Source organism: Aquipseudomonas alcaligenes NBRC 14159 (genome assembly GCF_000467105.1).
Lineage (GTDB): Bacteria > Pseudomonadota > Gammaproteobacteria > Pseudomonadales > Pseudomonadaceae > Aquipseudomonas > Aquipseudomonas alcaligenes.
This window is the reverse complement of the sequence record NZ_BATI01000028.1, coordinates 91,847-114,557: the sequence shown is the minus strand read 5'-3', so window position 1 is coordinate 114,557 and position 22,711 is coordinate 91,847. Positions and strand designations below refer to the sequence as shown.

General features: G+C 67.2%; 19 protein-coding genes. 13 read left to right on the top strand and 6 right to left on the bottom strand.

Annotated elements, in window-relative coordinates:
- Window positions 1-48: 48 nt before the first annotated feature.
- Window positions 49-726: a YoaK family protein gene (locus PA6_RS15455; protein ID WP_021701875.1), complete on the top strand. Its 678-nt coding sequence runs from the start codon at window positions 49-51 to the stop codon at window positions 724-726.
- Between the two features lie 29 nt (window positions 727-755).
- Window positions 756-3,653: a bifunctional diguanylate cyclase/phosphodiesterase gene (locus tag PA6_RS15450; RefSeq protein WP_021701874.1), complete on the top strand. Its 2,898-nt coding sequence runs from the start codon at window positions 756-758 to the stop codon at window positions 3,651-3,653.
- A gap of 4 nt (window positions 3,654-3,657) precedes the next feature.
- Here the strand turns inward: PA6_RS15450 and PA6_RS15445 are convergent, their stop codons facing one another.
- The 3 genes from PA6_RS15445 to PA6_RS15435 all read right to left on the bottom strand — a co-directional run bounded on the left by PA6_RS15445 (window position 3,658) and on the right by PA6_RS15435 (window position 8,427).
- Window positions 3,658-5,307, bottom strand: a complete 1,650-nt coding sequence (locus PA6_RS15445) for an acyl-CoA dehydrogenase family protein (RefSeq protein WP_021701873.1) — start codon at window positions 5,305-5,307, stop codon at window positions 3,658-3,660.
- 1 nt (window position 5,308) lies between these two features.
- Window positions 5,309-5,944: a TetR/AcrR family transcriptional regulator gene (locus tag PA6_RS15440; RefSeq protein WP_021701872.1), complete on the bottom strand. Its 636-nt coding sequence runs from the start codon at window positions 5,942-5,944 to the stop codon at window positions 5,309-5,311.
- A 95-nt stretch (window positions 5,945-6,039) separates the two neighbouring features.
- A complete protein-coding gene (locus PA6_RS15435; protein WP_043216771.1) occupies window positions 6,040-8,427 on the bottom strand; it encodes a hybrid sensor histidine kinase/response regulator in 2,388 nt (795 codons plus the stop codon).
- A 194-nt stretch (window positions 8,428-8,621) separates the two neighbouring features.
- On the opposite strand from PA6_RS15435, the gene PA6_RS24245 reads away from it, so the two are divergent.
- The 5 genes from PA6_RS24245 (at window position 8,622) to PA6_RS15410 (ending at window position 12,692) form a co-directional block, all read left to right on the top strand.
- Window positions 8,622-9,419 carry a hydroxymethylpyrimidine/phosphomethylpyrimidine kinase gene (locus tag PA6_RS24245; RefSeq protein ID WP_021701870.1) on the top strand — a complete coding sequence of 266 codons (798 nt, stop codon included), beginning with the start codon at window positions 8,622-8,624 and terminating at the stop codon, window positions 9,417-9,419.
- Entirely contained in the window at window positions 9,416-10,051 is a 636-nt protein-coding gene (gene thiE / locus PA6_RS15425) for a thiamine phosphate synthase (protein WP_021701869.1), read from the top strand. The genes PA6_RS24245 and thiE overlap by 4 nt, the downstream gene beginning before the upstream one ends.
- 27 nt (window positions 10,052-10,078) lie before the next feature.
- Entirely contained in the window at window positions 10,079-11,362 is a 1,284-nt protein-coding gene (hemL, locus tag PA6_RS15420) for a glutamate-1-semialdehyde 2,1-aminomutase (protein WP_021701868.1), read from the top strand.
- Window positions 11,362-11,991: a DUF6962 family protein gene (locus PA6_RS15415; protein WP_021701867.1), complete on the top strand. Its 630-nt coding sequence runs from the start codon at window positions 11,362-11,364 to the stop codon at window positions 11,989-11,991. The genes hemL and PA6_RS15415 overlap by 1 nt, the downstream gene beginning before the upstream one ends.
- A gap of 92 nt (window positions 11,992-12,083) precedes the next feature.
- On the top strand, window positions 12,084-12,692 hold the full coding sequence (locus PA6_RS15410; RefSeq protein ID WP_021701866.1) for a tetratricopeptide repeat protein: 609 nt from the start codon (window positions 12,084-12,086) through the stop codon (window positions 12,690-12,692).
- 3 nt (window positions 12,693-12,695) lie between these two features.
- On the opposite strand, the gene PA6_RS15405 is transcribed toward PA6_RS15410, so the two are convergent.
- Complete coding sequence (locus PA6_RS15405; protein ID WP_021701865.1) at window positions 12,696-13,019, bottom strand: DUF1820 family protein; 324 nt, start codon at window positions 13,017-13,019, stop codon at window positions 12,696-12,698.
- 129 nt (window positions 13,020-13,148) lie between these two features.
- Between PA6_RS15405 and miaB the strand changes: the two genes are divergently transcribed.
- The 5 genes from miaB (at window position 13,149) to lnt (ending at window position 18,586) form a co-directional block, all read left to right on the top strand.
- Window positions 13,149-14,477 (top strand): tRNA (N6-isopentenyl adenosine(37)-C2)-methylthiotransferase MiaB, encoded by a 1,329-nt coding sequence (gene miaB, locus PA6_RS15400; RefSeq protein ID WP_021701864.1) that lies wholly within the window; start codon window positions 13,149-13,151, stop codon window positions 14,475-14,477.
- A 97-nt stretch (window positions 14,478-14,574) separates the two neighbouring features.
- Window positions 14,575-15,570, top strand: a complete 996-nt coding sequence (locus PA6_RS15395) for a PhoH family protein (protein ID WP_021701863.1) — start codon at window positions 14,575-14,577, stop codon at window positions 15,568-15,570.
- Window positions 15,563-16,018 (top strand): rRNA maturation RNase YbeY, encoded by a 456-nt coding sequence (gene ybeY, locus PA6_RS15390; RefSeq protein WP_021701862.1) that lies wholly within the window; start codon window positions 15,563-15,565, stop codon window positions 16,016-16,018. Before PA6_RS15395 ends, ybeY begins: the two co-directional genes overlap by 8 nt.
- Window positions 16,019-16,037: 19 nt before the next feature.
- Complete coding sequence (locus PA6_RS15385; protein ID WP_021701861.1) at window positions 16,038-16,874, top strand: HlyC/CorC family transporter; 837 nt, start codon at window positions 16,038-16,040, stop codon at window positions 16,872-16,874.
- Between the two features lie 173 nt (window positions 16,875-17,047).
- Complete coding sequence (gene lnt, locus PA6_RS15380) at window positions 17,048-18,586, top strand: apolipoprotein N-acyltransferase (protein WP_021701860.1); 1,539 nt, start codon at window positions 17,048-17,050, stop codon at window positions 18,584-18,586.
- A gap of 12 nt (window positions 18,587-18,598) precedes the next feature.
- Here the strand turns inward: lnt and PA6_RS15375 are convergent, their stop codons facing one another.
- Window positions 18,599-19,366, bottom strand: coding sequence for a YdcF family protein (locus tag PA6_RS15375; RefSeq protein ID WP_021701859.1), 768 nt, complete (start codon window positions 19,364-19,366; stop codon window positions 18,599-18,601).
- A gap of 51 nt (window positions 19,367-19,417) precedes the next feature.
- The gene (locus PA6_RS15370) at window positions 19,418-19,864 is read right to left on the bottom strand and encodes a hypothetical protein (RefSeq protein ID WP_021701858.1); all 447 of its coding nucleotides are present in this window, start codon (window positions 19,862-19,864) and stop codon (window positions 19,418-19,420) included.
- 180 nt (window positions 19,865-20,044) lie between these two features.
- Here PA6_RS15370 and leuS point away from each other — a divergent pair, with 180 nt between their 5' ends.
- Window positions 20,045-22,657, top strand: coding sequence for a leucine--tRNA ligase (leuS, locus tag PA6_RS15365; RefSeq protein WP_021701857.1), 2,613 nt, complete (start codon window positions 20,045-20,047; stop codon window positions 22,655-22,657).
- Window positions 22,658-22,711 lie beyond the last annotated feature (54 nt).

Here is a 22,711-nt window from a genome sequence, read left to right as displayed (position 1 = left end):
GATTGCGGCATAACAGCAGGTAACGACGCGCCGGGGGGACGTCTCGCCATGATCAATCAACTGCCACGCTGGGTGGAAATCGGCGGCTTCTGCCTGGCGCTGATCGCCGGCAGCGTAAACGCCATAGCACTGCTCGGCTTCAACCACCAGGGTGTCTCGCACCTGTCCGGCAGCTCCAGCCTGCTTGGCGTGGAGCTGGCCCAGGGCGACACCGGCGCGGCCCTGCACCTGCTGCTGATCCTGCTCAGCTTCGTGCTCGGCGCAGCCATCAGCGGCTGCGTGATCGGCCACCAGTCGCTCAAGCTCGGCCGCCGCTATGGCGTGGCACTGCTGGCGGAAAGCCTGGCCCTGCTGCTGGCGATGCTGATGCTGGAGCGCGGCAACGACTTCGGCCATTACCTGGCCTCGGCCGCCTGCGGCCTGCAGAACGCCATGACCAGCACCTACAGCGGCGCGGTGGTGCGCACCACTCACGTCACCGGGCTGTTCACCGACCTAGGCATCATGCTCGGCCTCAAGCTGCGCGGGCAGTCGGCGGACCGCCGGCGCATCCTGCTGTACCTGATCCTGATCGGCGGCTTCATCGGCGGCGGCATCCTCGGCGGGCTGGGCTATGCCCACTGGCACTACCGCGCACTGCTCGGCGCCAGCGCCCTGGCCGCCAGCCTGGCGCTGGTCTACCTGCTGTACTGGCGCTGGCAGAATCGCCGCGACACCACATACTGAAGCGGCCACCTCAGGACAGACGAAGCATCTTGGATACCCACTACGACCACAGCCGTCACCTGCGCCATTTCATCCTGACCAGTGCAGGCGCCGCCCTGCTGATGCTGCTGGCGCTGTCCATGCCGCCGGTGCAGCTGTTCACCGAGCGCCCGCAGGACTACCCGACGGTGCACCTGCTGCTGGAGATGTTCGCCGTGCTGGTGTCGCTGATGGTCGTGACCATGGCCTGGAACACCCTCACCGACGAGCACCAGGACATGGCCAAGGTGCTGGTGTTCGGCTTCACGGCCGTCGCCGGGGTGGACATGCTGCATGCCATCACCTTCCCCGGCATGCCGTCGCTGCTGATCGACAGCAGCACCCAGCTGGGCATCTTCTACTGGCTGTGCGGCCGCATTCTGGAAGTGCTGGCCATGCTGCTGATCGTCACGCGGGTACGCCTGGTCGGCGACAAGCTCCTCTGGCTGCTGGCCAGTTTCGTCCTCGTCGGCACCCTGCTGTTCAGCGCGCCCCAAGCGCTGCAGCACCTGCCAGCCCTGTTCATTCCCGGCCAGGGCGTGACGCCGTTCAAGGCCAACATCGAATACGGCATCTGCGCGGCCAACCTGGCGCTGGCCGTGTGGCTGCTGCTGCACAGCCGCCACGAGCGCCACCCGCGCAGCCTGTGGCTGGCCACCTCGTGCGTGATCATGGGCATCGGCGAGCTGGCCTTCACCAACTATCACACGGCCAGCGACTTCCTCAATCTGTTCGGCCACCTGTACAAGGTGGTGGCCTATGCCTACATCTACCGCGCCATCTTCCTCGCCGGCGTACACGAGCCCTACCAGCGCATGGCCCTCAGCGAGCAGCGCATCCGCACCCAGGAACACGAGCTCAACACCCTGCTGCACAACCTGCCCAGCGGCATCGCCCGCCTCGACGCGACCCTGCGCCTGCGCTACCTCAACCCGGCCCTGGCCAACCACCTGACCCGCTCCAGCGCCGAGGCCCTGAACAACCCGATCGCCGATGCTCTGCCCGGTGATATCCAGCAGCAGGCAATGCCGTATCTGCTCAAGGCGTTGTCCGGGGAGCGCAGCGGCTTCGACCTGGAATACCTCACGGCATCGGGCCAGCAGGCCTGGGCATTGGCCAGCGTGATTCCGGAGAAGGACGCGGAAGGCAGGGCCAATGGCGTGCTGGCCATCGTTACCGACACCACCGAACGCGAGCGCACTCGCCGCGACCTGGCCAAGAGCCTGCGCGAAGTCAGCGATATCAAGGCAGCACTGGATGCCCATGCGATCGTGGCGATCACCGATGCCCGCGGCGTGATCACCCAGGTCAACAACAAGTTCTGCAGCATCTCGCAGTATTCGCGCAGCGAGCTGATCGGCCGGACCCACCAACTGATCAACTCCGGTCACCACCCGCGCACCTTCTTCCAGGACCTGTGGCGCACCATCTCGCGCGGCCAGGTGTGGAACGGCGAGGTGTGCAACCGTGCCAAGGACGGCAGCCTGTACTGGGTCTACACCACCATCGTGCCCTTCATCGGCGAAGATGGCGTGCCGGTGCAGTACATCGCCATTCGCGCCGACATCACGCAGCGCAAGCTGGCCGAACAGGAGGCCGAGCACCTGGCGCTGCACGACTCGCTCACCGGCCTGCCCAACCGGCGCCTGATGATCGAGCAGCTCGGCCAGCGCCGCGCCCTGCTCCAGGCCAGCCATCACATAGGCGCCCTGCTGCTGCTCGACCTGGACAACTTCCAGGAAATCAACGACACCCTGGGCCATGCCCAGGGCGACGAACTGCTGCGCCAGGTCGCCCGCCGCCTGCAGCAGCAGATCCGCGACGACGACCGCGCGGCACGCCTGGGTGGCGACGAGTTCGTGCTGATCCTGGCCGATCTCGGCACCGACGCCGAGCGGGCGCGCACGCTGCTGGAAGCGTTCAGCGAGCGCCTGCGCGAGAGCCTGGCGCAACCCTTCGAGCTGCAGGGCAACGAGGTGATGATCACCGCCAGCCTCGGTGCCGTGCTGCTGCATCCGTTCTGCGAAGCGGAGGAAGAGCTGGTCAAGCAGGCCGACATGGCGCTGTACCGGGCCAAGGAAGCCGGGCGCAACCGCCTGTGCCTGTTCGAGGCGCGCCTGCAGGAAGATGTCACCAGCCGCGTTCTGCTGCTGCGCGACCTGCGCAATGCGCTGCCCCGCCAGGAGCTGGAGCTGCACTACCAGCCGCTGGTCAACGTGCAGCGCCAGCTGGTCGGCGTCGAGGCACTGCTGCGCTGGCGCCATCCGCAGCGTGGCATGGTCTCACCGCTGGAGTTCATTGCCCTGGCCGAGCAGACCGGCCTGATCCTGCCGATCGGCGACTGGGTGCTGGAGCAGGCCTGTCAGCAGCTGCGCCGGTGGGCCGAACGCGAGCTCTGCCGCCACTGGAGCCTGGCGATCAATGTCAGCGCCCGCCAGTTCGCCGAGGCCGACTTCGCCGACAAGGTGATCGCCGCCCTGGCGCGGCACGACGCCAACCCGGCGCGCTTGCGCCTGGAGCTGACCGAAAGCCTGCTGCACAGCGACCTGGAAGCAACCATCGCGCGCATGGAACGCCTGCGCCAGGAAGGCGTGCGCTTCTCACTGGACGACTTCGGCACCGGCTACTCCTCGCTCAGCTACCTCAAGCGCCTGCCGCTGGACGTGCTGAAGATCGACAAGTCGTTCGTTGACGACCTGCTCACCGACGCCAACGATGCCGCCATCGCCAGAACCATCCTGGCCCTGGCCGGCGCCCTGGAACTGAAGGTGGTGGCCGAGGGCGTGGAGACCGAAGAACAGTTCGCCTTCCTCAGCGCCCAGGGCTGCCAGACCTTCCAGGGTTACCTGTTCGGTCGCCCGCAGCCCGCCGAGGTCCTGCTCGCCGGTCTCGACGCCGCGCCGGCCTGATCGATCAGGCCAGGTGCGGCGTGCTGCGCGCCACCAGCGCCTCGACATCGACGCCGCGCGGCAGGGTGCCGTAGACCCGGCCACGGCCCTCCAGGCGGCTGGCGATAAAGGCATCGCTCACCGTGCTGTTGCCGGCTTCCAGCAGCAGCTTGGCCTGCAGGCCGACGGCCACGTCCTCGGTCAGCTGGCGGGCGCGGTACTGGATGTCGGCGGTATCGGCGAAATCCGCCTTGAGCCGCTGGATATGCGCCTTCAGGCGCGCATCGCCATGGCCGTCGCCGAGTTCGGCGAACAGCGCGTCGAGCACGCCGGCTTCCTTTGACAGGGCGCGCAGCACGTCCAGGCACTGCACGTTGCCTGAGCCTTCCCAGATCGAGTTGACCGGCGCCTCGCGGTACAGCCTGGGCAGAATGGTTTCCTCGACATAGCCGGCGCCGCCCATGCACTCACTGGCCTCGTAGACCATCTCCGGCGCACGCTTGCAGATCCAGTACTTGCCGATGGCGGTGACCAGGCGGGCGAACTTGTCCTCCTGCTCGTCGTGCAGGTGGTCGAGGGCGCGGCCCATGCGCATGGACAGGGCCAGGGCAGCCTCGCTCTCCAGCGCCAGGTCGGCCAGCACGTTCTGCATCAGCGGCTGGTCGGCCAGCAGCTTGCCGCCGACCTTGCGGTGCGCGCAGTGGTGCGCGGCCTGGGTCAGGGCCTGACGCATCAGGCTGCTGGAGCCAACCATGCAGTCGAAGCGGGTCATGGCCACCATCTCGATGATGGTCGGCACGCCGCGGCCTTCCTCGCCAATCATCCAGGCCAGGGCGCCGCGGTATTCCACTTCGCTGGAGGCGTTGGCCCAGTTGCCCAGCTTGTTCTTCAGGCGCTGCACGTAGAACTGGTTGCGCGTGCCGTCCGGGCGGTGGCGCGGCAGCAGGAAGCAGCTCAGCCCCTTGTCGGTCTGCGCCAGGGTGAGGAAGGCGTCGCACATCGGCGCCGAGCAGAACCACTTGTGGCCGACCAGCTCGTAGGCCTGGCCGGGGCCGCCGATACCCACCGGGTAGGCGCGGGTGGTGTTGGCGCGCACATCGGTGCCGCCCTGCTTTTCGGTCATCGCCATGCCGATGGTAACGCCCGCTTTCTGTTCGATGCCGACGTTGCGCGGGTCGTACTCAGTGGCGAGGATCTTCGGCACCCAGATATCGGCGATCTCCGGCTGCAGGCGCAGGGCTGGCACGGCGGCGAAGGTCATGGTCAGCGGGCAGCCGCTGGCGGCCTCGGCCTGGCTGTGCAGGTAGGTGAGGCCGGCACGCACGACGTTGGCGCCGGCGCGCGGGTCGGTCCAGGGCAGCGACGGCAGGCCGTGCTCGATGGCCGTGCGCATCAGCTCGTGATAGGCCGGGTGGAATTCCACCAGGTCGATGCGGTTGCCATAGCGGTCATGGGTCTTGAACTGCGGCTTGTGCTCGTTGGCCAGGAAGCCGGCCTGCATCAGCGGGCCGCCGGCCAGGGCGCCATAGGTATTCAGCCGGTCTTCGGCCCAGCCACCGTCGTAGCGGCGAATCCACTCCTGCAGCGGCAGGTCGACGCGGTACAGGTTGGCGCCGTCGAGGCTCGGCACCTGGTTGAACACTTCGTGGGTTTCGGCGAATTGCTGCAGGGACATCTCAGGACTCCGGGGCGCCGACGGCGCGCAGACAGAAGGTGATCAGGGCTTGGCTGACGGTGGCCAGGTCCGCGGCCGGCAGGCCGGCATCGCGAGCCGCGCGCGCCGGCGGCGAGAGCGGCCCGACCAGGGCTTCGGCAATGGCGCCAACCAGGCAGGCGGCGACCAGACTGACCTGCTCGACGCGGAACTCGCCGCCACGCACGCCCTCGTCCAGCAGATCGACGAACAGCTCGGCGTAGGCCTCGCGAAACAGCAGGCGCTGCTCGTCGACTTCCGGCTCGACCGGCTCGGCAATCAAGGCGAAGGCCAGGCGCCGGCTGTGCCAGGCGCGCGCGGCGAACTGCTCGAGGCCGGCAGCCAGGCGCTGACTGGCGCTGCCGGGGCCGCGCAGGACGGCGGCCAGGGCCTCGACCTCGATCCGGCAGGCATTGCTGAAGACTTCTGCCGCCAGCTCGCCCTTGCCGCTGAAGTGGCGGTACAGGCTGCCGGTGGCAATGCCGGCGTCCTCGGCCAGGGCCTGCATGGTCAGGCTGGCGAAGCCACCCTCGGCGACCCGCGCATGGGCGCAGGCGAGGATGCGTTCGCGCAGCTCATGGGCGCGGTCAATACGGGCGGTGGAAGGGAGTGCGGCCATGGAATGAATCCGGATTCACTGTTATTGCCTCAAGTGAATCACGATTCATTTTGGGTTGGAAACGACGATTCGGCCAAATCACGGCCGAATCGTTGTCAGCTATCGACAGGGCGGCACAGCACCCAGTCATGCAGCAGGGCCTGCAGCTCGAGGAACTTCACCGGCTTGGCCAGGTAGTCGCTCATACCGGCGGCCAGGCAGCGCTCGCGGTCACCGCTGTGGCTGTGCGCGGTAATGGCCAGCACCGGGGTGTCGGCGCAGCCGGGCAGCTGCCGGAGCGCACGGCAGGTGGCAAAACCGTCCATCAGCGGCATCTGGCAGTCCAGCAGCACCGCGTCGATCGGCTCGCTGCGCAGCATTTCCAGGGCCTCGGCGCCGTTGTCCGCGGTACGCACCCGGTAGCCGAGCTTGAGCAGCATGCCGCGCGTCACCAGCTGGTTGATCGGGTTGTCCTCGACGATCAGCACGGTACACTGCTCCGGGCTGCGCTGCGGCGCGCCACCGACTCGGCGCGACCCGGTCACGGCATCATGGCGCTGCACCGGCAACTTGAGTTCGAGTTCGACGCTGAAGGCACTGCCGTGCCCCGGCGCCGAGTGATGCTGCAGACGACCGCCGAGCAGCTCGACCAGCTGCCGGCAGATCGCCAGGCCAACCCCCAGGCCGCCGTACTGGCGGGTCATGGAGCCGTCCAGCTGGTGGAAGCGCTGATACAGCCTGCCCTCTTCCGGCGCGACAAAGCCGATGCCGGTATCGAGCACTTCGATACGCAGCGGCATGCTGCCGGACAGCGGCCCGGCCGCCTGCACACGCAGGGTGACCTGGCCCTGATGGGAAAACTTCACCGCATTGTCCAGCAGGTAGCCCAGGGCCTGGGCCAGCTTGCCGGCATCGCCTTCCAGGGTATCGGGCAGGCTGTCCTCCAGCTCGACGACGAACCCCAGGCCCTTGTCGGTGGCGCGCGGGGAATACTGCGCGCGCAGGCCATCGACCAGCCCGCGCAGGCTGAACGGCTCGCGCCGCGGGTAGAGCTTGCCGGCCTGCAGCTCGGTGAGCGCGAGGATATCGCCGACCATGCGCATCATGTCGCGCGCGGAGGTCGCGGCGGTCTTGTGGTACTGCTCCAGTTCGACATCCATCTTGACCGTCTGCATCAGCTCCAGGGAGCCGATCACCCCGTTCATCGGCGTGCGCAGTTCGTGGGTCACGGTGGCGAGGAACTCGTCCTTGAGCCGGTTGCTCTCGGCCAGCTCGCGGTTCAGCGCCTCCAGCTCGTCACCGGCCTGCTGCAGGATGCGCGTGCGCTCTTCCTTCATGGCGTTGATGCGGTCGGCCAGGGCCAGCGACAGCAGGCCCACTTCCAGCGCCGAGCCGAACTGGCTGGAATACATGGTGAAGAAGTTGTACGGCAGGTAGCCGAGCACCATCAGGGTGTTGATCACCCCGCCGACCAGGAAGGCCGACCAGGCGATGATGAAGTAGCGCGCCACGCGCATGCCGCGCAGCCAGGCCAGTATGCCGGCGGTGAAGATCACCACGGTGAAGGCCAGGGCCAGGTAGGTGGCCAGGCGCAGCGCGGTGGCGTAGCTGGTGGTGAGGGCCAGCACCATGGTCAGCAGGCCGACTGCCATCAACAGCAGCAGCAGACGATCGACCCAGGGACTGTGCTCGCCGGTGTGCAGGAAGCTGCGCGCGAACTGGCAGCCGAACAGCGCCGCCGAACCGATCAGGAACGGCGTGGAGGCGTTGGCCCACCAGGGGTCGTTCGGCCAGAAGTACTGGATGCCGGCGCCATTGACCGAGACCTGGTAGAGGCCGAAGGAAGCAATGTAGAGGATGTAGTAGAGGTAGCTGGTATCGCGAACGCTGAGGAAGATGAACAGGTTGTAGATCAGCATCACCAGCAGCACGCCGTAGATGATGCCGAGCACATAGATACGCGCCGGCTGCGCCTCGATGAAGGCCTCCGACGCCCACAGACCGAGTGGCATCTGCATCGAGCCCTGGCTCTGCGCGCGCAGGTACAGGCGCAGCGGCTCGCCGGGGTTGAGGCCGAGTTCGAACAGGTAGTTGTTCTGCTTGATCTGCCGACTGGAGAACGGCAGGGCATCGCCGGTCTGCGCGGCCAGGCGGTAGCCGCCGGCGCCATCCGGCAGGTACAGCTCCAGGTTGTCCAGCGGCGGGTAGGCCAGTTCCAGCAGCCAGTTGCGCGCCGCGGAGGCTTCACGCGGGCGGTACAGCAGATCGACGCGCAGCCAGAACACCGAACGCGAGTAGCCGGCGTTGAGCACCGCCTTGCCGTTGGTACGGAAGCTGCCGCTCAGCGCCGCCGAGCTGACCTGCTCGATGGTGGCGTCGCCACGCACGTCCTCGAACACCTGCATCTGCGGGCCGAGCGTGAGATAGCGGGTGTGCTCGTCGAACTCGACGGCCTGGGCCAGCCACGACAGGCTGAACAGAAGAACAAAGACGATGTGACGCATGCAGGCTCGCATGGACTCTTGTGCAGCCGCGCACGGAGCCCTCTTCTCCCTATGGCGCGGCCCACAGAATCCTTCTGGTTTGGTATGGGCGGCACTCTAGCACAGGCTTGGCGCCAGAAAAGCCGGCACTTCCGACAAGATTCGGGCCCCCGCGCATTGGGCCGCCGGGGCGCCAGGTGGTAAGCTCGCCGGCCATGAACAGACACAACTCCCGCCCCGTCGTCCTCTGCCTGTCCGGTCATGATCCCTCCGGGGGTGCCGGCCTGCAGGCGGACATCGAAGCCCTGCTCGCCCAGGGCTGCCACGCCGCCCCGGCGGTCACCGCACTGACCGTGCAGGACACGGTCAACGTCAGCGACTTCCGCGTACTCGACCGCGACTGGGTGCTGGCCCAGGCCCGCGCCATCATCGCCGATCTGCCGGTAGCCGCCGTCAAGCTGGGCATGCTCGGCTCGGTGCAGATGGTCGATACCGTGGTCGAGATCATGCAGGCGCTGCCCGGCGTGCCGCTGGTCTGCGACCCGGTGCTGCGCGCCGGTGGTGGCGGCTCGCTGGGCAAGGACGACGTCGGCTACGCCATGCGCGAGCGCCTGCTGCCGATCGCTGCCGTGGCCACGCCGAACCTGCCGGAAGCGCGCATCCTCGCCGAGCTGCCCGAAGGCACGGCGGACGAATGCGCGGCGAAGCTCTCGGCCTACTGTCAGCACCTGCTGATCACCGGCGGCCACGGCGACGAGGCCGAGGTGCACAACCGCCTCTACGTACGCGGCGGCGACTGCCACACCTTCACCTGCGCGCGCCTGCCGGGCAGCTACCACGGTTCCGGCTGCACCCTGGCCAGCACCCTGGCCGGGCGCCTGGCCCTGGGCGAGGAAGTGGTCAGCGCCGTACGCAGTGCCCTCGACTACACCTGGCGCACCCTGCGCGACGCCGAACAGCCCGGCCACGGCCAGTTCGTGCCGCGCCGCCTGCCCCTGGACTTCTGCTCGTGAGTGGCCCGTTGCGCGGCCTGTATGCCATCACCGACAGCCAGCTGCTGGCCGATGGTCGCCTGCTGCCCTACGTGGAAGCGGCGCTGAAGGGCGGCGCACGCCTGCTGCAGTACCGCGACAAGTCCGACGACCAGGCCCGTCGCCTGCGCGAAGCCTCGCAGCTGGCCGAGCTGTGCGCACGCCACGGCGCCACCCTGATCATCAACGACGACGCCGAACTGGCGGCCAGGTTGGGTGTGGGCCTGCATCTGGGCCAGGGTGACGGCTCACTGGCCGCCGCCCGCGCCCTGCTCGGCCCAAGGGCAATCATCGGCGCCACCTGCCATGCCAGCCTGACGCTGGCCGAGCAGGCCGCCCGCGAGGGCGCCAGCTACATCGCCTTCGGCCGCTTCTTCACCTCGCAGACCAAGCCCGGCGCGCCGAGCGCCACACCCGAGCTGCTGGAGCAGGCGCGCGCGCGCTTCGCCCTGCCGATCACTGCCATCGGCGGCGTCGGCCTGGACAACGGCGCCGAGCTGATCAGCCGCGGCGCCGACCTGCTGGCGGTGGTCCATGCCCTGTTTTCCGCGCCCTCCGCCACCGAGGTGGAGGCCCGCGCGAGTGCCTTCGGCGCACTGTTCACTGCTTCCTGATTCGAGCCCCTTCAAGAGAGAGCTGCCATGTCCCGTTCCGAAGTCCTGTTCGCCAACGCCCAGAAACACATCCCCGGCGGCGTCAACTCGCCGGTGCGCGCCTTCCGCAGCGTCGGCGGCACTCCGCTGTTCTTCAAGCATGCCGAAGGCGCCTATGTGATCGACGAGGACGACAAGCGCTACGTCGACTACGTCGGCTCCTGGGGCCCGATGATTCTTGGCCACGCCCACCCGCAGGTGCTGGACGCGGTGCGCAAGCAGCTGGAGCACGGCCTGTCCTATGGCGCGCCGACCGCACTGGAAGTGGAAATGGCCGACCTGGTCTGCGCCATCGTGCCGTCCATGGAACTGGTGCGCATGGTCAGCTCCGGCACCGAGGCGACCATGAGCGCCATCCGCCTGGCCCGTGGCTATACCGGCCGCGACGCCATCATCAAGTTCGAAGGCTGCTACCACGGGCATTCCGACAGCCTGCTGGTCAAGGCCGGCTCCGGCCTGCTGACCCAGGGCGTGCCGAGCTCGGCCGGCGTGCCGGCGGACTTCGCCAAGCACACCCTGACCCTGCCCTACAACGACATCGCCGCCGTCGAGAATACCCTCGCCGAAGTCGGCTCGACCGTCGCCTGCATCATCGTCGAGCCGGTCGCCGGCAACATGAACTGCGTGCCGCCGGCGCCGGGCTTCCTCGAAGGCCTGCGCGAGCAGTGCGACAAGCACGGCGTGGTGCTGATCTTCGACGAGGTGATGACCGGCTTCCGCGTCGCCCTCGGCGGCGCCCAGGCGCATTACGGCGTCACCCCGGACCTGTCGACCTTCGGCAAGATCGTCGGCGGCGGCATGCCGGTCGGCTGCTTCGGCGGCAAGCGCGCAATCATGGAATGCATCGCCCCGCTCGGCCCGGTCTACCAGGCCGGCACCCTGTCCGGTAACCCGCTGGCCATGGCCGCCGGCCTGACCACTCTCAAGCTGATCAGCCGCCCGGGCTTCCACGCCGAGCTGTCCGACTTCACCAGCCGCATGCTGGCCGGCCTGCAGGAGCGCGCCGATGCCGCCGGCATCCCGTTCGTCACCACCCAGGCCGGCGCCATGTTCGGCCTGTACTTCAGCGGTGCCGACGACATCGTCACCTTCGCCGACGTGATGGCCAGCGATGCGGCGCGCTTCAACAAGTTCTTCCACCTGATGCTGGAAGGCGGCGTATACCTGGCCCCGAGCGCCTTCGAAGCCGGCTTCACCTCCATCGCCCACGGCGACAGGGAGCTGGAGATCACCTTCGCCGCCGCCGAGCGCGCCTTCGCCAGGCTCAAGTGATGCAATACAGCACCGCGCTGAGTGACGCCGTTCTGGCGCTGGCCTGCCTGGCCAGCCTGCTCTGGCTGCGCCCGGCCTTCGCCGGTCAGCCGGTGCTGCGCGCGTTGCTGCTGGGCTTCGGCCTGACCGCTACGGCTGCCCTGTGCGGCGCGGTGCGCTATGGCCTGGACCCGAGCTGGATCGACAAGCACCGCTCCTTCAGCCAGCTCAGCGCCGTGCTTGGCCTGCCCCTGCTCGGCCTGGCCGCGCTGGCGCTGGCCCGGGGACTAGTCTGGGGCCGCTCGGTCTGGACGGTGTGCCTGCTGGTGCTGGTCGGGCTATTCATCGGAGCTCGTGTGCTGGGAATCGACCCGGGCTATCGCCTGGCCCTGAGCCTGGCCACCCTGCTGCTGATCCTCTACGCCGGCCTGAGCCGCTGGCCGCAGCGCCTGCCGGGCCTGGCCGCACTGGGCGTGGTCAGTCTATTTCTGGTCGCCGGCCTCGCCGTCGGCACTGAAGGCTTTATCGGCCCGTTACGCCGGGTCGACCTGTTTCATGCCCTGCTGACCCCGGCCTACCCGCTGCTCGCCTGGCTGCTACTGACGCTGCGCGCACCCGCTGGCGAGGAAATCCCGGTAAAGACTTTGTAAGGACGCATCGGCTTATCACATAATGTGATGGCCGGCGCATTCAGCCGGCGGGGCATGAAGCCCGACCCGTTCCGCGAGGCGTTCCGATTTCCATGAACCGCACCGGCCGCAACCTGCTTCTGGGTTGCCTGTTGCTCGCTTCCCCCCTGCTGGCCCACGCAGGCGACAACTCGTTGCTGGTCCCGGCCACCGCTCGCTGCGCGCTGAACACTGCCCCCGAATACCTCTCCCAGGCCATTGCCGCCTGCCAGCAACTGGCCCAACAGGGCGATGCCCTGGCTCAGTACGAGCTCGGCGAGTTCTTCTATCAGGGGCAAAGCGCCCCGCGCGACCTGCCCCAGGCCCTGCACTGGTTCGAGCAGGCGTCGCTGCAAGGCAATGCCCAGGCTCAGCTGCGCCTGGGCACCATGTTCTTCCGCGGCGAGGGCGTGCAGGCCAACAACGTGCAGGCCTATATCGTGTTGAAGATGGCGGCGGTGAACGGCTCGGACGAGGCCATGGACAGTGCCGACCAGGTGGCCGAGCACATGCAGCGCGAGGAATTGCAGGTCGCCAGCCAGGTGCTGGGGCAGATCTTCCGCAGCTACCTACTGGAACTGCAGCACATCGACAGCACGCCCAGCACACCCGGCTCAGGCTTCACACCGGCCCCGGGCGGCTCGCTCGGCAGCCCGCAGGTGCCGGCCTTCGCGCCCAACTGAGCGCTACTTCTCGGGCATCGGCATGGGAAACGGCATCACGTTGCCGCCACCCTTGGCCTCGCTGATCTTCGGCGTCCCCAGACGCTCCACCTCGTCGATGCGCACGATCGAGTGCATCGGCACGAAGCTGCGCACCACACCCTCGAACTGCGCCTTGAGCTTCTCCTCGCTGGGGTCGACCACCACCTGGGTGCGCTCGCCGAAGACGAACTCCTCCACCTCCAGGAAGCCCCACAGATCGCTCTGATAGATCTGCTTGGCGTACATCTCGTACACCTGGCCCTGGTTGATGAAGATCACCTTGTAGATGGGTTCGCGCTTGCTCATGGGAAGAAGGATAGAGGACTGCTGCAAATCGGGGGCGCGATCTTACAGGGGCCGGACAGGCAACGCTAGGAAGGCTGGCGGTCGGCCCCTATAATGCGCGGTCCTATCGAACCACCCCGACGCACGCAGATGGCCAAGAAGCTATATATCGAGACCCACGGTTGCCAGATGAACGAGTACGACAGCTCGCGCATGGTCGACCTGCTGGGCGAACACCAGGCCCTGGAAGTCACGGAAAATCCGGCCGAAGCCGACGTGATCCTCCTCAACACCTGCTCGATCCGTGAAAAAGCTCAGGAAAAGGTGTTCTCCAAACTGGGTATGTGGCGCGAGCTGAAACAGGAGAACCCGGACCTGGTGATCGGCGTCGGCGGCTGCGTGGCCAGCCAGGAAGGCGCCGCCATCCGCGACCGCGCGCCCTATGTCGACGTGGTCTTCGGCCCACAGACCCTGCACCGCCTGCCGGAGATGATCGACGCTGCGCGCAGCACCAAGAAGGCACAGATCGACATCAGCTTCCCCGAGATCGAGAAGTTCGACCGCCTGCCCGAGCCACGCGTCGACGGCCCCAGCGCCTTCGTCTCGGTCATGGAAGGCTGCAGCAAGTACTGCACCTTCTGCGTGGTGCCCTACACCCGCGGCGAGGAAGTCAGCCGCCCGCTGGGTGACGTGCTGCTGGAAATCACCCAGCTGGCCGAGAAAGGCGTCAAGGAAGTCACCCTGCTCGGCCAGAACGTCAACGGCTACCGCGGCGAGACCCCGGACGGCAGCATTGCCGACTTCGCCGACCTGCTCTACGCAGTGGCGACCATCGACGGCATCGAGCGCATCCGCTACACCACCAGCCACCCGCTGGAGTTCTCCGACGCCATCATCCAGGCCCATGCCGAGATTCCGCAGCTGGTGAAGTTTCTCCACCTGCCGGTGCAGTCCGGTTCGGACCGCATCCTCGCGGCGATGAAGCGCAACCACACGGCGCTGGAGTACAAGTCGCGCATCCGCAAGCTGAAGGCGGCGGTGCCGGACATCTGCATCAGCTCGGACTTCATCGTCGGTTTCCCCGGCGAGACCGAGAAGGACTTCGAGCAGACCATGAAACTGATCGAGGATGTCGGCTTCGACTTCTCCTTCTCCTTTATCTACAGCGCGCGCCCGGGCACCCCGGCGGCCGACCTGGTCGACGACACCCCGGACGAGGTGAAGAAGCAGCGCCTGCAGATCCTGCAGAGCCGCATCCACCAGCAGGGCTACGAGATCAGCCACAAGATGACCGGCAGTACCCAGCGCATCCTGGTCAGCGATTACTCGAAGAAAGACCCGGGCATGCTCCAGGGCCGCACCGAGAACAATCGCATCGTCAACTTCCGCTCGGACAACCCCGCGCTGATCGGCCAGTTCGTCAACGTGCACATCGATGGCGCCCTGCCCCACTCGCTGCGCGGCACTCTTATCGACTAACGGCTAGCCCTTCGCCAGGTGCCCGAACTTTCGTCCTCGGGCACCTGGGGTTATCCTTCGACCATCATTCCCGCCGCACAACGGCAACCGGACCCCATTGAACGTCTCCATAGAACCGCATCGTTTCACCCTCGAACCCTACGAAGCACGCCGCTTCGCCAACCTGTGCGGGCAATTCGACGAGCACCTGCGCCTGATCGAACAGCGCCTGTCGATCGAGATTCGCAACCGCGGCAACCAGTTCGAACTGGTCGGCCCGAGCAAGCACACCCAGTCCGCCGAGAACCTGCTGCGCCGCCTGTACCGCGAAACCAAGAGCGCCGAGCTGTCGCCGGAGCTGGTCCACCTGTACCTGCAGGAGTCCGGCCTGGAAGCGCTGGACAGCGGCAAGGCCGACTCCGGCGTGACCCTGCGCACCAAGAAGGGCGTGATCAAGCCGCGTGGCGCCAACCAGCAGCGCTACGTCAAGGCGATCCTCGACAACGACATCAACTTCGGCATCGGCCCGGCCGGTACCGGCAAGACCTACCTGGCCGTGGCCTGCGCGGTGGACGCCCTGGAGCGCGAGCAGGTACGACGCATCCTGCTGGTGCGCCCGGCGGTGGAAGCCGGCGAGAAGCTTGGCTTCCTCCCCGGCGACCTGGCGCAGAAGATCGACCCCTACCTGCGCCCGCTCTACGACGCGCTGTACGAGATGCTCGGCTTCGACAACGTGGCCAAGCTGATCGAAAAGCAGGTGATCGAGATCGCCCCGCTGGCCTACATGCGTGGCCGCACCCTTAACAACAGCTTCATCATTCTCGACGAGAGTCAGAACACCACGCTCGAGCAGATGAAGATGTTCCTCACCCGTATCGGCTTCGGCTCCACCGCCGTGATCACCGGCGACGTCACCCAGGTCGACCTGCCGCGCGGCACCAAGTCCGGCCTGGCCCACGTGATCAAGGTGCTGAAGGACGTCCCCGGCATCAGCTTCACCCACTTCCAGCCCAAGGACGTGGTCCGCCACCCGCTGGTGCAGCGCATCGTCGAGGCCTACGAGCGCTTCGAGGAACAGCAGGACGAGCCCGGCAAAGGCCAGCCGCATGCTTGAACTGGACCTGCAGAACGCCTCCGCCGCCACCGACCTGCCCAGCGAGGCGCAGCTGCGCCACTGGTGCGAGCTGGCCCTGCGCCAGCGCACGGCCGACTCGGAGCTGACCATCCGCCTGGTCGACGAAGCCGAAGGCCGCGAGCTGAACCACACCTGGCGACACAAGGACTACGCCACCAACGTGCTGTCCTTCCCGGCCGATGTGCCGGACGAACTACTGGATATCCCGCTGCTCGGCGACCTGGTGATCTGCGTGCCGGTGGTCGAGCGCGAGGCCCGCGAACAGGGCAAGACCCTGGAGGCGCACTGGGCCCACCTGGTCATCCACGGCTGCCTGCACCTGCTCGGCTACGACCACCTCGAAGACGAGGAAGCCGAGGAGATGGAAGCACTGGAACGAGAATTGCTGGCCGAACTGGGTCACCCCGACCCGTACGCCGAAGAATAGGAAGATACTGAGACTCACCATGAGCGAAGACCGATCGAGCAACGAGCAGAAGTCCTGGTTCAACAAGCTGACCCAGGCTTTTGCTCATGAGCCGAGAAACCGCCAGGAGCTGCTGGAAGTCCTGCGCGAAGCCCACCAGAACAAGCTGCTCGACAGCGAAGCACTGGCCATCGTCGAGGGCGCCATCCAGGTCGCCGACCTGCAGGTACGCGACATCATGGTGCCGCGCTCGCAGATGGTCAGCATCAAGGCCAGCCACTCGCCGCAGGAGTTCCTCCCGGCGATCATCGACTCCGCCCACTCGCGCTACCCGGTGATCGGCGAAAGCCTCGACGAGGTGATCGGCATCCTCCTGGCCAAGGACCTGCTACCGCTGATCCTCGGCAGCGACAAGCCGTTCGACATCAAGCAGCTGCTGCGCCCGGCCACCTTCGTGCCGGAATCCAAGCGCCTCAACGTGCTGCTGCGCGAGTTCCGCGCCAACCACAACCACATGGCCGTGGTGATCGACGAGTACGGCGGCGTCGCCGGCCTGGTGACCATCGAGGACGTGCTGGAACAGATCGTCGGCGACATCGAGGACGAGCACGATGTCGAGGAAGACAGCTACATCAAACCGCTGCCGTCCGGTGACTTCCTGATCAAGGCGCTGACCCCGATCGAGAACTTCAACGAAGCCTTCGACACCGAGTTCCCCGACAGCGAGTTCGACACCGTCGGCGGCCTGGTGATGAATGCCTTCGGCCACCTGCCCAAGCGCAACGAAGTGACCGAGATCGGCGAGTACCGCTTTCGCGTACTCAACGCCGACAGCCGCCGGGTGCACCTGCTGCGCCTGACGCCGCTGGAGCGTTAAGCCCAGCCTCCCCTCGCCCTCCGGGAGAGGGGCAGGGGCGGCCCGCGTCTTCCAGGCAATTCCAAACTGCACATGGCACCCTCACCCCAGCCCTCTCCCAGAGGGAGAGGGAGTTTCTACCCACCCCTGCTTCCAGTACCCTTGCCCGCCTGATTCCCGATCAAGGACGCACGATGCGCTGGATCACCCCACCCGGCTGGCCGGGCAACCTGCTGGCTCTCGCCGGCGGCGCCACCACCACCCTGGCCCTGGCTCCCTTCGATATCTGGCCGCTGGCCCTGCTGGCCATCGCCATTTTCTATCTCGGCCTGCGTGAGCTGAGCCCGCGCCAGGCGCTGCTGCGCGGCTGGTGCTACGGCCTCGGCCTGTTCCTCGCCGGCACCAGCTGGGTCTACGTCAGCATCCACGACTACGGCGCCGCCTCTCCGGCCCTGGCGGCCTTTCTCACCTTCGGCTTCTGTGCCGGGATCGCGCTGTTCTTCGCCCTGGCGGCCTGGCTGTGGGCACGCTGGCTGCGCCGCAACGATGCACCGGTCAGCGACGCCCTGGCTTTCGCCGCCCTGTGGCTGGCTCAGGAAGCCTTCCGCGGCTGGTTCCTCACCGGCTTCCCCTGGCTCTATGCCGGCTACAGCCAGCTATACGGACCGCTGGCCGGGCTGGCGCCGGTGGGCGGCATGTGGCTGATTTCCCTCAGCCTGGCGCTGTCGGCCGCGCTGCTGGTCAACCTGCCCCGCCTGCTCGGCGACAAACCACGCCTGGCCGCCGCCCTGCTCCTGCTGCTGGCGCCCTGGGGCATCGGCCTGGCGCTGCAGGGCAACGCCTGGACCGCCAGCAAGGGCGAGCCGCTCAAGGTCGCCGCCGTGCAGGGCAACGTCGAGCAGAACATGAAGTGGGACCCGGCCCAGCTGGAGGCCCAGCTGAACCTGTACCGCGACATGACCCTGAGCAGCCGCCCCGCCGACCTGATCGTCTGGCCGGAAACCGCCGTACCGGTGCTCAAGGAGTACGCCGAGGGCTACCTCAAGGTGATGGGCCGCGTCGCCGCCGAGCGCGACGCCGCGCTGATCACCGGCGTGCCGCTGCGCCAGAGCAACGAGCATGGCGATAAACGCTACTACAACGCGATCACCGTCACCGGCTGGGGCGAAGGCACCTACCTGAAGCAGAAGCTGGTGCCGTTCGGCGAATACGTGCCGCTGCAGGAAGTGCTGCGCGGCCTGATCGCCTTCTTCGACCTGCCGATGTCCGACTTCGCCCGCGGCCCCGCCGACCAGGCCCCGCTGCAGGCCAAGGGCCTGAAGATCGCGCCCTTTATCTGCTACGAAGTCGTGTACCCGGAATTCGCCGCCGGCCTGGCCGCGCAGAGCGATCTGCTGCTGACGGTGAGCAACGACACCTGGTTCGGCACCTCGATCGGCCCACTGCAACACCTGCAGATGGCGCAGATGCGCGCCCTCGAAGCGGGCCGCTGGATGATCCGCGCCACCAACAACGGCGTCACCGCGCTGATCGACCCGCAAGGCCGTATCAGCGCGCAGATCCCGCAGTTCCAGCAGGCCATCCTCTATGGCGAGGTGCAACCGATGCAGGGGCTGACGCCCTACCTGCAATGGCGCGCCTGGCCGCTGGTGGTGCTGTGCAGCCTGCTGCTGGGCTGGGCCTTCTTCGCCCGCCGCCGCGCAGCTCGCGGCCTCAGCCCGCAGGCGGCCTGAGCGCGGACCGTCTCAGCGATAGAGCAGCGGATAGACCGCCAGCCCGATCGCCTCATTGAGCAGGCGCGTGCTCTGCCACAGCGCCTTGCCCTCCGGTAGCCAGCCACCCAGCGGGCGCTCGTTGGGCACGCCGAGAAAGCCCAGCGGCGCCGCCACCACCTCAAGCCCGGCACGCTCGAAGCACCAGCGCGCCCGCGGCATGTGTGCGGCTTGGGTCACCAGCACCACGCGGCTCACGCCCTGCGCCTTGAGCAGCTCGGCCGTGAACAGCGCGTTCTCCCAGGTGGTGCGGCTGCGCTCCTCGCGCCAGCGGGTTGCCACGCCGAAGTCGCGCTGCAGCACGTCGGCCATCATCGCCGCCTCGCTGGGTGGCTGGCCGTAGTGCAGGCCGCCACTGATCAGCAGCGGCAGCTGCGAGGCCCGGTGCAGGCGCGCGGCATAGCGCAGGCGCTCGATCGCGGTGACGCTGGGTTGGTCGCTGCCCCAAGCCGGATCGGCCTCCTCGCGCCCGGAGCCGAGCACCACGATGACCTGAGAGCGTTGCGCCAGGCCGGGCCACTGCGCCTCGACCAGCGCCGGCTCGCGCTCGATCAGTCGCGCCGCCCACTCCACCACGGCCGGCAGACTGAGCAGCCACAGCCCTCCAAGACCAGCCAGCAGGCACGCCACTGCCAGCCGCGGGCGCCCCGCCCAGGCCCACAGCAGCCAGGCCAGCAGGATCAGCAGCATCAGGCCGCCGGGCGGCAGGATCAGTTGTTTGAGGATAAAGCGCAGTTCCATGGGCACCTCCAGTGCCCGGAGGTTATGAGCTACGCCCCGGCTAGTCGAGCGCTAACGTGGCTGACCGGCACGAAACAGCTTGGAGCCGCACGCACTGCAAGGCAGCACACCCTCGCCGCGCTGCACCCGGGCCACAGTGCCACAGAGCGCGCAGCACAGCTGCTGGCGTTTCTTGATCATCGGCTTGCCACGCGGCAGCGGCTTGCTCGCCGCCCGCGCCGGCAGCTTGCTGACAGGCTTGCTGGCGGCCGGCAGCTGCTCGATCAGCGCCAGCTCCTCGGCGGCGGCATGCCAGCCGCGCAGCCAGTTGAGGTCGCGATCCAGGTAGGCGCGGATCAACTCCAGCTCGGCGGGCGTCAGACCACTCAGCTCCAGCTCGTCCGGCGGCGCCTGGTGCAGGCGGGTCGCGGTATCCGCTTCCTGCAGAGCCAGAGCCAGGCGCTGCAACAGCCGCTCGTAGAGCCCTCCGCCCACCTCCGCACGCCGCGACTCTGCCATCCCTCACCTCGACCGGACGCCTACCGCGCGCCTCTCTCTGGCAAGCTTAGCGCCAGCCCCGGGCGAGGCCGGACGCCGCGACAAACGGCGGCCGAGGCACAATCAGGGTTTCCCTGAATCAGGGGGGGTCATGTATGCTACGGCGTTTCTCGAAAGCCCTCTTTCCAGCGCCAGAAGCCCATGCACGAACAGTACTCGCCCCGTGAAATCGAAGCCGCCGCCCAAGCCCAATGGGACGCGGAAAAGTCCTTTGTCGTGACCGAACAACCCGGCAAGGACACCTTCTATTGCCTGTCGATGTTCCCCTACCCGAGCGGCAAGCTGCACATGGGCCACGTGCGCAACTACACCATCGGTGACGTGATCGCCCGCTACCAGCGCATGCAGGGCAGGAACGTGCTGCAGCCGATGGGCTGGGACGCCTTCGGCATGCCGGCCGAGAACGCCGCGATGAAGAACAAGGTCGCGCCGGCCAAGTGGACCTACGAGAACATCGCCTACATGAAGTCCCAGCTGAAATCGCTGGGCCTGGCCATCGACTGGACCCGCGAGGTCACCACCTGCAAGCCGGACTACTACCGCTGGGAGCAGTGGCTGTTCACCCGTCTGTTCGAGAAGGGGATCATCTACCGCAAGAACGGAACGGTGAACTGGGACCCGGTGGACCAGACCGTACTGGCCAACGAGCAGGTCATCGACGGCCGTGGCTGGCGTTCGGGCGCGCTGATCGAGAAGCGCGAAATCCCGATGTACTACTTCAAGATCACCGCTTACGCCGAAGAGCTGCTGAGCAGCCTGGACGAGCTGGAAGGCTGGCCCGAGCAGGTCAAGACCATGCAGCGCAACTGGATCGGCAAGAGCTTCGGTGCCGACATCGTGTTCGACTACGACGTCGCCAGCATCGGCATCGATGGCCAGCTCAAGGTCTACTCGACCCGCCCCGACACCCTGATGGGCGCCACCTACGTCGCCGTGGCCGCCGAGCACCCGCTGGCCCAGCGCGCCGCCGAATCCAACCCGGCGATTGCTGCCTTTATCGCCGAGTGCAAGTCCGGCTCCGTGGCCGAGGCCGACATGGCCACCATGGAGAAGAAGGGCCTGGCCACCGGCCAGTTCGTCATCCATCCGCTGACCGGCGACAAGCTGCCGGTGTTCGTCGCCAACTACGTGCTGTGGGGCTACGGCGAAGGCGCGGTGATGGCCGTGCCGGCGCACGACGAGCGTGACTTCGAGTTCGCCAACAAGTACGACCTGCCGATCAAGCAGGTGTATGTCGCGGCGGACAAGGACTACGACGCCAGCACCTGGCAGGACTGGTACGGCGACAAGGCCGGCCTGACCACCATCAACTCCGGTAAGTACGACGGCCTGGACTTCAGCGCCTCCTTCGACGCCATCGTTGCCGATCTGGAAGCCAGCGCCCACGGCGCACGCAAGACCCAGTTCCGCCTGCGCGACTGGGGCATCAGCCGTCAGCGCTACTGGGGCTGCCCGATCCCGATCATCCACTGCGCCAGCTGCGGCGACGTGCCGGTACCGGAAGACCAGCTGCCGGTAGTCCTGCCGGAAGACGTGGTGCCGGACGGCGCCGGCTCGCCGCTGGCCAAGATGCCCGAGTTCTACGAGTGCAGCTGCCCGAAATGCGGCGCCGCGGCCAAGCGCGAAACCGACACCATGGACACTTTCGTCGAGTCGTCCTGGTACTACGCCCGCTACGCCTCGCCGAACTACACCGGCGGCATGGTCGACCCGCAGGCCGCCAACCACTGGCTGCCGGTGGACCAGTACATCGGCGGCATCGAACACGCCATCCTGCACCTGCTGTACGCGCGCTTCTTCCACAAGCTGATGCGCGACGAAGGCCTGGTCACCTCCAACGAGCCGTTCAAGAACCTGCTGACCCAGGGCATGGTGGTCGCCGAGACCTACTACCGCACCCTGGAAAACGGCGGCAAGGACTGGTTCAACCCGGCCGACGTGGAAGTCGAGCGTGACGCCAAGGCCAAGGTCATCGGCGCCAAGCTGAAGAGCGACGGCCTGCCGGTGGAAATCGGCGGCACCGAGAAGATGTCCAAGTCGAAGAACAACGGCGTCGACCCGCAGGCCATGATCGACGCCTACGGCGCCGACACCTGCCGCCTGTTCATGATGTTCGCCTCGCCGCCCGACATGAGCTGCGAGTGGTCGGACGCCGGCATCGAAGGCGCCAACCGCTTCCTCCGTCGCGTCTGGCGCCTGGCCCACAGCCACGTCAGCGCCGGCTTGCCGGGCGCGCTGGATGTCACCAGCCTGACTGACGAGCAGAAGGCCGTGCGCCGTGCCATCCACCTGGCCATCCGCCAGGCCAGCAACGATGTGGGCCAGCACCACAAGTTCAACACCGCCATCGCCCAGGTGATGACCCTGATGAACGTACTGGAGAAGGCGGCGACGGCTACCGAACAGGACCGTGCCCTGCTCCAGGAAGGCCTGGAAACCGTGGCCCTGCTGCTGGCGCCGATCACCCCGCACATCTGCCATGAACTGTGGCAGCGCCTGGGCAAGACCGGCGCCGTGATCGACGCACAGTGGCCGCAGGTGGACGAGTCGGCCCTGGTACAGGACAGCCTGACCCTGGTGATCCAGGTCAACGGCAAGCTGCGCGGCCAGATCGAAGTGCCGGCCTCGGCCTCGCGCGAGGAAGTCGAAGCCGCTGCCCGCGCCAACGAGAACGTGCAGCGCTTCACCGAAGGCGTGACCATCCGCAAGGTCATCGTCGTGCCGGGCAAGCTGGTCAACATCGTTGCCAACTGAAAACTGCTTTAAGCTCGGCGCCATGCCCGCATGGCACCGAGGCTCTCCAAGGGG